The following is a 9,503-nucleotide window of genomic DNA, read 5'->3' on the forward strand; positions in this document are numbered from 1 at the left end:
GCCAAAGTGGTCCCCATGAGCACCTCCGCCCCTACCACCCCCCTCCGCGTCGGCCTCATCGGCTACGGACTCGCCGGCTCCGTCTTCCACGCCCCCCTCGTGGCCGCCACGGACGGGCTCGCCCTCGACTCCGTCGTCACCTCCGACCCGGCCCGACAGGCCCGTGCCCGCGCGGAGTTCCCCGGCGTGCGCATCGCCGCCACCGCCGCTGAGTTGTGGGACCGGGACCTCGACCTGGTCGTGATCGCTTCCCCCAACCGGACGCACGTCCCGCTCGCCACCACCGCACTCGAAGCCGGCCTCCCGGTGGTCGTGGACAAGCCGCTCGCCGCCACCGCCGCCGAGGCCCGCGCGCTCGCCGCCCTCGCGGACCGAAGCGGTACCTTCCTCTCCGTCTTCCAGAACCGCCGCTGGGACAACGACTTCCTCACCGTGCGCCGCCTCATCGCCGGCGGCGAACTCGGCGAAGTACAGCGCTTCGAATCCCGTTTCGAGCGCTGGCGCCCGCAGCTGAAGGGCGGCTGGCGCGAGTCGGGCGCCCCCGAGGAGATCGGCGGCTTGCTGTACGACCTCGGCAGTCACGTCGTGGACCAGGCGCTGGTGCTGTTCGGCCCGGCCGTACGGGTCTACGCGGAGGCCGACTCTCGCCGCCCGGGCGCCGAGACCGACGACGACACCTTCATCGCGGTCACGCACGCGAACGGAGTCCGCTCCCACCTCTACGTCAGCGCGACCACCGCCCAGCTCGGACCACGGTTCCGCGTCCTAGGCTCCCGGGCCGGCTACGTGAAGTACGGCCTCGACCCGCAGGAGGGCGCCCTGCGCGAGGGGCTGCGGCCGGACGGGGACCTGCCCTGGGGCGAGGAGCCCCCGCACCTGTGGGGACTCCTCGGTTCCGGCGAGTCCCCGCTGACCGGCGGCGGGATCCCGGTCCCGACCGAGCAGGGCGACTACCCGGCGTACTACGCGGCGGTCGCAACCGCCCTGCGCACGGGCGGGCCCGCGCCCGTGACGGCGATCGAGGCCGCGCACTGCCTCGACGTACTGGAGGCGGCCCGCCGGTCGTCCGAGGAGGGCGTGATCGTGGAGCTTCCGGCCGTGGCGTCCGATCCCGCCTGACGGCCGAAGCCCCGGATACGAGGAGCAGGCGAAGGCACGGGTGCGGGGCGTGACTGCCGGCGGCAGACCCGCCCCGTGACCGTGACCGCACCCGTGACCGACTACGCGCCCTTGAACTCCTGGCACTGCCGGCCGAGACCCGTGATCTCCACCTCCACCACGTCACCGGCCCGCAGGTAGGGCTTCGGCTCCGGCTGCCCCATGGCCACGCCACCCGGCGTACCGGTGACGATGACGTCGCCCGGGTACAAGGTCATGAAGTGGCTCAGGTACCGGACGACCTCGCCGACCGGGAAGATCTGGTCCGCGGTGTTGCCGTTCTGCTTGAGCTCACCGTTGACCCACAGCTTCACGTCCAGGACCTGCGGGTTCGGCACCTCGTCGGCGGTGAGCAGCCAGGGGCCGAGCGGGGTGAAGGTCTCGCAGTTCTTGCCCTTGTCCCAGGTGCCGCCGCGCTCGATCTGGAACTCGCGCTCCGAGACGTCGTTGACGAGCACGTACCCGCCGACGTGCGCAAGTCCCTGCACGGCGGAGTCCAGGTAGCGGGCGGTGCTGCCGATGACGACGCCGAGCTCGGCCTCCCAGTCGGTCTTCACGCTGCCGCGCGGGATCAGCACGGTGTCGTCGGGGCCGACCACGGTGTCCGGGGCCTTCAGGAACAGGATCGGCTCGGCCGGCGGCTCCGCGCCGATCTCGGCGGCGTGCCCGAAGTAGTTCAGGCCGATGCCCACGACCTTGCCGATGCGGCCGACCGGAGCGCCGATGCGCAGACCTTCGCCGCTCAGGACCGGAAGCTCGCCGGATTCGGCCGCGTCCCGTACCCGGGTCAGGACGAAGTCGTCAGCGAGCAGGCCGCCGTCCACATCCGTGATCAGGCCGGACAGGTCGCGCAGGGTCCCGTCCCGGTCGAGCAGCGCGGGGCGCTCCGACCCTGCGGGTCCGACACGCAGCAGCTTCATGGGCATTCTCCCGTGGTCGTGGGTGGTCGGCCCGGGGGCGTGCCCAGGGCCGGCCGATGGGTTGCGGCCATCGGAGGATTGGTTGATCCTCCAAGATGGCCACCCAATCCGCAAGACCCTGTTCACAGACTGGAACGCTCGCCTCCACCCGTCAGCTGCTCCGCCCGCTCCTTGCGGTACTGGAGCCAGGTACGCTCCGCCACCGACCACGCGGTGGTGGTCAGCAGGTACAGCCCGGCGGCCAGCGGCACCACGGCAGCCGTGATCAGCGTCCCGAACGACAGCAGGGGCAGTACGCCGCCCAACTTGCGCATGACCTCCTGCTGCTCGGCGCTCACCTCGGCCATGACCCCGCCCCCGGCCCCCGACGTGACCCCCGCCTTCGCTCCGCCCTTGGGGGCGACCCGACCGGCCGGCTTCTTCGGGTCGGCGGCAGCCGCAGCGGCGGCCGCAGCGACCGAGGCGGCCGTCCGGCGCCCCCGCACCGCGCTCCAGGCGGCCACCACCGCGATCGCCCCGAACAGCCCGAGGAACACCAGCCCCTGCGCCCCGAACGGGCCGCCCTCGCCTAGCGCATCGGTCCACCGGGCCCCCAGCGGCGCGGCGAAGAGCCGGTGCCCAAGCAGCTCGTTCGCCTTCCCGCCCACCTCGGTGGAGGAGAACGCCTGGTACATCACGAAGAACACCGGCAACTGCAGCAGAATCGGCAGGCACCCCGCCGCAGGAGTCGCTCCCCGGAAGGCGGCCCGACTCAACGGGTGCAGCGCGAGCCGTACGAGCACGGTGAACAGCACGATCGCGGCAGCGGTCGCGGACTGCGCCAACACCGGCTCCAAAAGCCGGCCCAGCTCAGCAACAAGGTGGGTGAAAACGGACACGCGGGCCCTCCGAAGGGTCTCGTCGAACGTCGAAAGAGATGCATTTCGGCGTGACGACCCGCGAGGGGCGACAACAGTGATCAGTCAGCAGAAGGCGAGAAGTACTGCGCGCCCCTACGCGGCCGTCGGGACGAGACGGCCGGGCGCCCTGGGCCTCGACCGGCCCGAGGCATCGGGATCACGCTGCGGCAGGAACGCCGTGCGCTGCTCGCGATCACGGATCGCGGTGCGTATTCGGTGCGGCGGCACGGGCCGCACGAGCCGCGCGGCGGCGGCGAGAGCCGCGGTGCCCACGGCGACGGTGGCCGCGAGGGCGACCACCACGGCGCCCAGCCCGCCCTCCCCGGCGAACAGCCCGAGGAATCCCCCGAGCAGCACGAGCGGGAGCAACAGGGCAAGGGCCCGCGAGATCCGCGAGGCCCATGAGATCCGCGCGAACAGGGCGTAGGACAGCAGGCGGCCGCCGCGTCGTTGCCGAGCCATACGGACCTCCCCCTCTCCACTCCCGCGCACGAACTCCCGTACGAGATCGATGGTAACCGGGCCCACCGGCAGATCCATCGGCCGCAAGTATCAAGGTCAGGAAGACTTGAGTAGGGTCCCCCAGACCACCAGCCGGTACTTCGAGCTGTACTCGGGCGTGCAGGTGGTGAGCGTGATGTACGCCCCGGGCTCGCTGTACCCCTGGTCCGGTTTCACCACGCTGCGCGGCACGGGTGCGATCACTCCGGTGTCCCGCTCGGTGGTCTCGCCCAGGACCTTCCCGACCACGTACGTGAACCGGCGCCCGCGCACGTCGACGATCAGTTCGTCCCCCGCCCGCAACCGGTTGACGTACCTGAACGGCTCGCCGTGCGTGTTCCGGTGCCCGGCCAGAGCGAAGTTCCCCTGCGCACCCGGCCCGGCGGTCCCCGGGTACTGACCGGCGTAGCCCTTGTCCAGGACGGCCCGCTTGTCGACGCCCTGCGCGACGGGCACGACGAGCCCGAGGCGCGGGATCCGCAGCACGGCGTACGCCCGGTCCCGCCCGGCAGGCCCGTCCGGCCCGCCGGCGGACCTGCCGGCCCGGGTCGCCGCGGCCGCCGCCCCCGGATCCGCCGGCCCGCTCGACTCCGGCCCCGCCGCCGGAACGCCACCGCCACCGACGCCCGCCCCGTCCCCGCCGCCCACTTCGGCCCCACCACCGGCCCCGGAACCACGGTCGGGACCGTCGCCCCAGGACCGCTCCAGTGCCTGGACCTGCTCCTGCGCGCCGGCCGCCGCCTGCCGATTGGTCCACCACACCTGATGCACCACCAGCAACAGGACCACCACGCCCACGGTGACGATCAGCTCGGCGCCCGCCCACAACACCGCCGCGAGACCGGCCCGGCGCTCCCGCCGGCCGCTCCCCTGCACCACCACGGGTACGCGATCTCGCACGGGCGGCACCCTAAGTCCTCCCCCGCCAACTGACCAGCGGCAGTACGGTGTGAACCATGCGCCCCGACACGCCTGCCGAGCACATCGCCGAAGCCGAGCGCCTCATCCGCACGGCGACCCGCTACCCCGAGGACCAGGAGCCCTTGCTCCTCCAGGCCGCGGCCCACCTCGAACTGGCCGACGCACGCGACCGGGCGAGTGCCCTGTACGACCAACTCCTCTCCTCCTCGCCCGCCGACCCCCACCTGATCAAGGCCCTCCAGGCGGCGAACCTCTGGGAGTACGGCCACGAGGCGGAGGCACGCGCCCTCATCACGGGCATCCGTGCCGCCTCGCCCAAGGACCCGGCGCCGTGGGAGGTCATCGCGGAAGCCCTGGAGGCCCACGACGAGTTGGAGGCCTCGCACGACTGCTTCACCGAGGCGGCCACCCTCCTCATCGCCGAAGACGACCCGCTGACCCCGGCCACCACCGCCCTCCTCACGGGCCGCCACCGCGTACGCCGCCTCCTCGGGCTCCCGCACGACGACTGGGACATGGTCGCGGACACCCGCCACATCGGACCGATCCCCCTCGACGAGCTCCACGACCCGAAGCGCATCTGGGCCCTGGGCTCCGACGACCCCGCCGAACTGCGCGCCGAGATCGCCCGCCTGCGCGCCGAACTGGGCGACCGCCGCGCGGCGCTCTCCCGCCCCTTCCCGGTGGCGATCCTGCACTGGCCGCAGCGCGAACTGTCAGAGCTGCTGACCAGCTACCCGACGCTCGCCTCCGAATACCCCTCGCACGAGGCCCACCTGCGGGAGATCGAAACGTCCCTCCGCGCCCTGGCCGCCTCGGGCACCACGAACCTCGGCATCGTCACGGCGAGCGTCCCCTCCTACGAGGCATTCGCCGCGTCGGAGAAGACTTCCCCGGCTTCCCCGTCCCTCCTGGCCGAATACGCCACGACCCTGGCGGCCCGCGGCAAGGCCACCTCCTGGCCCCCGACCCCCACGGCCTCCTGCTGGTGCACGTCGGGCAAGCCGTATTCGGAGTGCCACGGGGGCTGAACACGGGGTGCTCAGCACAGGGGGGGCTGAGCACCGGGGCCAACCACCAGGGGCTATGACGCAACGGTCCTCAGCGGTCCGCCGCCGCGTAGGAGGCCGTGGCCACCGCGGCGGCGGCCGTGAAGACCGCCGGCCAGGCGCCGATCTTCTTCGCCAGGGGATGCGATCCCGCGAACGCGGCGACGTAGGCCGCGCCGAGGAGGGCCGTCGTCGTCGGGGTCGTGCGGCGGCGCCATTCACGGGCCGCGAGGGTACCGGCGGCCGCGAGGACCACGCCGCCGAGCGGGCGTACACCGGTCCACCGGGCCGTGGCGTAGCCGCCGACCAGGCCGGCCGCCGCTAGTGCAGAGGTGGGAATCTGCGCGATCTGCGCCATCGTCGGGGCCTCCAGCCGTTCGAACGTCTCCGGACGAGGCTAACGCGCGCGCCGGGTGAAGCGGCGCGCGGTCGTCACGCCCAGGACCACGACGGCTCCGCCGAGGACGCCGGGCGGGACGGCGTCCTGGACGGCGCGGGGCAGGACGGCGATGACGCCCAGGGTGATGAAGAACGCCACGGCGCACGCGGCGAGGCCGACCAGGGCTTTGCGCAGGAGAGAGCTGGACACACGGGTTCAACGCCGGGCCCGGGGCGGCGATACGGGCGGTCCGGGCCGCCGTACGGAAGTCGGATTTGTCGCACACACTCCGGATCCGCGTAGGTGCCCTCCGTGGAACCTCCCCGGCGTAGATTCACTCTCCTACACGGGCGATACGACCCAAGTCGCCCAAGCCGGCCCAAGGAGCTGCAAACGTGATCTGTTACGGACCGGCCGTGCTGGACCTATCGGACGAACTGGCCGACGCCTACAGCGAAGTGTTCTCCGCGCCCCCGTGGAACGAGGATGAAGAAACCATTCGCCAGTTCTCGCTCCGACTCCAGGCCGACAGCCGCCGCGCCGGATTCCGTACCGCCTTCGCGCAGTCGCCCGCCGGCATCGACGGCTTCGCCACCGGCTGGCTGACCCCCAAGGCCTTCCCCCGCGACCGCGGCTACGGGCAGGTCTCCGCGCAGCTCGGCCGGCAGCGCGTGCGCGAACTCCTCGTCGGCGCACTGGAGATCGACGAACTCGCCGTACGCCCGCACGCGCGCGGGACCGGCACGGGGCGCGCCCTCCTCGCCGAGATCACCTCCGACGCCCCCGACGACCGCGCCTGGCTGCTGACCGCCCGGGTGGCCACCGACACCGTCGCCACCTACCGGCGCCTTGGCTGGCACGAGGTCACCCCCCTGCCCGACACACAGAACGGCGTCGTCGTCTTCCTCGCCCCGAACCACCCCTCGGCCTGAGCATCGGGCGCGCACCACCGGGCCTACCGGGGCATGATCGCCCACAACACTCCGCCCGCCCGCCTCGCCCGCCTCGCCCGCCTCGCCCAGCGGCAGCTCAACATGGCCACCCACCACCAGCTCACACAGGCCGGGATCCCGGCCGGCACCATCAGCGGCCGCAGCCGCCGCGGAGGTCCCTGGCAGCGGCTCCTGCCACGGGTGTACCTCCTGCAGACCGGCCCGCCCGACCCCAGGCAGCAGGCGCTCTCCGCCGTCCTGTACGCCGCCCACCCCGCGGCCGATCCGCTCTCCGGGTCCACCGCCGCGCTCACCGGCGGCGCCGCCCTCGCCCTCCTGGGCGTCCGCGACGCCCCGCCCGAACCGCTGGACGTCCTCGTCCGCGCCCCGCGCTCGCCGGCCGCCACCGGCCGGGCCCGGCCCCGCTCGACCTCGCGCTGGCCCGCCACCCTCCACATCTGCGGCGTCCCCAGCGCCCGCCCGATCCGGGCCGCCGCCGACTTCGCGTCCCGTACGGACGATGCCGATCTGGTGCGCTCCGTACTGGCCAACGTCGTCCAGGGCGGCTGGTGCCACCCGCACGACCTGCACGCCGAACTGCGCGCGGGCCGCGTCCGCAGCCGCCCCGCCGTACGGGCCGCGGCCGCGGAGCTGGTCGCCGGGGTCCGCTCGATCGCCGAGGGCCGCGCACGCGACGCCCTGGCGGCGACCGACCTCCCGGACCCGCTCTGGAACGCCCGCCTCCACGACCCGGGCGGAGCCTTCCTCGCCAGCCCGGACGCGTACTGGCCCCGGGAGGGCGTGGCCCTGGAGATCGACTCCGCGGAGTACCACTACACGCGCGACGCCTGGCAAGCCACCCTGCACCGGCGGCTGCGCCTGGAGTCCCGGGGAGTCCTGGTGGCCAGTACGACCCCCGGCATCCTGCGCGACAGGCCGGCGGACGTGATCGCCGCCCTGCGCGCCCTCCTCGTACTGGGCGCCGCCCGCCCCGCGCCCCCACAGGTCACCGCCCGCGGGCACGCCCAGCTGGAACTGCCGCTCCCGCCGTCCTACGCCCCGAAGGCGCGGGACACCGTATAGATCAGCAGGCCCGCCAGAGCGCCGACCACCGTGCCGTTGATCCGGATGAACTGCAGGTCACGGCCGATGTGGGCCTCGATCTTGCGGGAGGTGTGCTCGGCGTCCCAGCCCGCCACCGTGTCCGTGATCAGCGAGGTGATCTCGGTCCGGTAGGTGGTGACGACATAGACGACCGCGCCCTCGATCCAGCCCTCCACCTTCGCCTGCAGGCGGCCGTCGGTGGCCAGGCGCGCACCGAAGGAGATCAGCGAGGCACGGACCCGCAGGCGCAGCTCGCTCTGCTCGTCCTCCGCCGCCGAGATGATCATCGACCGGATCGCCGACCAGGCGGAGGCGATGACGTCCTGGACCTCGTCGCGCGCCAGGATCTCGGACTTGAGCCGCTCCACCTTCGCGCGGGTCTCCGTGTCCGACTGGAGGTCGGCCGCGAAGTCCGCCAGGAAACGGTCCACCGCCCCGCGCGCCGGATGCTCGGGCATGTCCCGCATCTCCGTGACGAAGCGCAGCAGCTCCTTGTAGACGCGCTCGCCCACCTTGCGGTCCACGAACCGCGGGGTCCATCCCGGAGCGCCGCCCTGGACCGCGTCCGTGATCGAGGCCCCGTGCGTGACGAGCCAGTCGTGCGCCTTGGCGCAGACGAGGTCGACGGCGCGGCGGTGGCCGCCGTCCTCGACGACCCGCTCCAGGGTCTTGCCGATGCCCGGCGCGATCTCGGCGGTCTCGGCACGCCGGGTGATGGCCTCGCCCACCACGGCCTGCACGTCGGAGTCGCGCAGCACGGTCAGCGCACCGCGCAGGGCGGCCGCGAGCTCGGCCGTGACCCGGTCGGCGTGCACGGGCTCGGCGAGCCAAGAACCGAGCCGGCCGCCGATGCCGAGGGCGTGGAGCCGGGCCCGGACCACGTCGGCGGAGAGGAAGTTCTCCCCGACGAACTCGCCCAGGGTGACGCCGAGCTGGTCCTTCTTGGTCGGGATGATCGCAGTGTGCGGGATGGGCAGGCCGAGCGGGTGGCGGAAGAGGGCGGTCACGGCGAACCAGTCCGCGAGCGCGCCGACCATGCCGGCCTCGGCCGCGGCGGCGACGTACGCGGCCCAGCCGCCCGCGCCCCAGGCGTGCTGGGCGTACTTGGCGAGTACGTAGACCAGCGCGACCAGGATCAGCAGACCGGTCGCGGTGGCCTTCATCCGGCGGACCCCGCGGCGGCGCTCCTCATCGGCGGCGCTGAACACGAACGCGCCACGGGTGGGCGGTGGTGCGGTTCTGGTACCTCCGGTGGTGCTGCGGTTCTCCACGTGCTCCTGCCTTCCCCCGGGGGCGCCGGTTTTGTCTGCATAGCATCCGACTCCTGGGCGGGACGAGGAGTTCCCGCCACGCCAGTCCGCTCCCGCGGGGGTGGCGGTGACGGCCCGGGGTACCCCCGGCCCCCTCGGCCTCCGGCCGGGCCGCGTCGACCTACGGTTCGCTCCCGCGGGGTCGGTGCGGGGCGCTCCCGCGGGGCCGGTGGGGGTCGGCCTGCGGGCCGGGATCCGGGCCCGGTGTGGGCCGGTCCGCGGTGCCGGGGAGGGATGTCTCCTCGGCTCGCGCCAGGCGGGCAGGTCTCGGCTGCGTACGGTGGTTGCGCGCTCGTCCTGCGGGGACACCCCTCCCCGTCCCCGCTCCCC

11 protein-coding genes are annotated in these 9,503 nt (G+C 73.4%); 4 read left to right on the top strand and 7 right to left on the bottom strand.

What is annotated here, in order from left to right; all coding sequences use genetic code 11:
- Nucleotides 1-15 precede the first annotated feature (15 nt).
- Complete coding sequence (locus ACIQK6_RS39920; RefSeq protein WP_329101663.1) at nt 16-1,119, top strand: Gfo/Idh/MocA family oxidoreductase; 1,104 nt, start codon at nt 16-18, stop codon at nt 1,117-1,119.
- Between the two features lie 101 nt (nt 1,120-1,220).
- On the opposite strand, the gene ACIQK6_RS39925 is transcribed toward ACIQK6_RS39920, so the two are convergent.
- From ACIQK6_RS39925 to ACIQK6_RS39940, 4 genes are all read right to left on the bottom strand, one after another.
- Nucleotides 1,221-2,078, bottom strand: coding sequence for a fumarylacetoacetate hydrolase family protein (locus ACIQK6_RS39925; protein ID WP_329101661.1), 858 nt, complete (start codon nt 2,076-2,078; stop codon nt 1,221-1,223).
- A gap of 122 nt (nt 2,079-2,200) precedes the next feature.
- The gene (locus ACIQK6_RS39930; RefSeq protein ID WP_329101659.1) at nt 2,201-2,956 is read right to left on the bottom strand and encodes a YidC/Oxa1 family membrane protein insertase; all 756 of its coding nucleotides are present in this window, start codon (nt 2,954-2,956) and stop codon (nt 2,201-2,203) included.
- A gap of 114 nt (nt 2,957-3,070) precedes the next feature.
- Nucleotides 3,071-3,439 carry a DUF6412 domain-containing protein gene (locus ACIQK6_RS39935; RefSeq protein ID WP_329101657.1) on the bottom strand — a complete coding sequence of 123 codons (369 nt, stop codon included), beginning with the start codon at nt 3,437-3,439 and terminating at the stop codon, nt 3,071-3,073.
- Nucleotides 3,440-3,535: 96 nt separating this feature from the next.
- The gene (locus tag ACIQK6_RS39940) at nt 3,536-4,378 is read right to left on the bottom strand and encodes a class E sortase (protein WP_329101654.1); all 843 of its coding nucleotides are present in this window, start codon (nt 4,376-4,378) and stop codon (nt 3,536-3,538) included.
- A gap of 56 nt (nt 4,379-4,434) precedes the next feature.
- Between ACIQK6_RS39940 and ACIQK6_RS39945 the strand changes: the two genes are divergently transcribed.
- On the top strand, nt 4,435-5,430 hold the full coding sequence (locus tag ACIQK6_RS39945; RefSeq protein ID WP_329101653.1) for a hypothetical protein: 996 nt from the start codon (nt 4,435-4,437) through the stop codon (nt 5,428-5,430).
- 70 nt (nt 5,431-5,500) lie between these two features.
- On the opposite strand, the gene ACIQK6_RS39950 is transcribed toward ACIQK6_RS39945, so the two are convergent.
- Complete coding sequence (locus tag ACIQK6_RS39950; RefSeq protein WP_329107917.1) at nt 5,501-5,797, bottom strand: hypothetical protein; 297 nt, start codon at nt 5,795-5,797, stop codon at nt 5,501-5,503.
- 48 nt (nt 5,798-5,845) lie between these two features.
- The gene (locus ACIQK6_RS39955) at nt 5,846-6,037 is read right to left on the bottom strand and encodes a hypothetical protein (RefSeq protein WP_329101651.1); all 192 of its coding nucleotides are present in this window, start codon (nt 6,035-6,037) and stop codon (nt 5,846-5,848) included.
- Between the two features lie 185 nt (nt 6,038-6,222).
- Between ACIQK6_RS39955 and ACIQK6_RS39960 the strand changes: the two genes are divergently transcribed.
- A complete protein-coding gene (locus ACIQK6_RS39960) occupies nt 6,223-6,759 on the top strand; it encodes a GNAT family N-acetyltransferase (protein WP_329101649.1) in 537 nt (178 codons plus the stop codon).
- 33 nt (nt 6,760-6,792) lie between these two features.
- Complete coding sequence (locus ACIQK6_RS39965) at nt 6,793-7,842, top strand: hypothetical protein (RefSeq protein WP_402697310.1); 1,050 nt, start codon at nt 6,793-6,795, stop codon at nt 7,840-7,842.
- Here the strand turns inward: ACIQK6_RS39965 and ACIQK6_RS39970 are convergent.
- Nucleotides 7,812-9,071 carry a DUF445 domain-containing protein gene (locus ACIQK6_RS39970; protein WP_329107914.1) on the bottom strand — a complete coding sequence of 420 codons (1,260 nt, stop codon included), beginning with the start codon at nt 9,069-9,071 and terminating at the stop codon, nt 7,812-7,814. The genes ACIQK6_RS39965 and ACIQK6_RS39970 overlap by 31 nt on opposite strands.
- Between the last annotated feature and the right edge of the window lie 432 nt (nt 9,072-9,503).

Source organism: Streptomyces sp. NPDC091682 (genome assembly GCF_044756625.1).
In the GTDB taxonomy this organism is placed as follows: Bacteria; Actinomycetota; Actinomycetes; order Streptomycetales; family Streptomycetaceae; genus Streptomyces.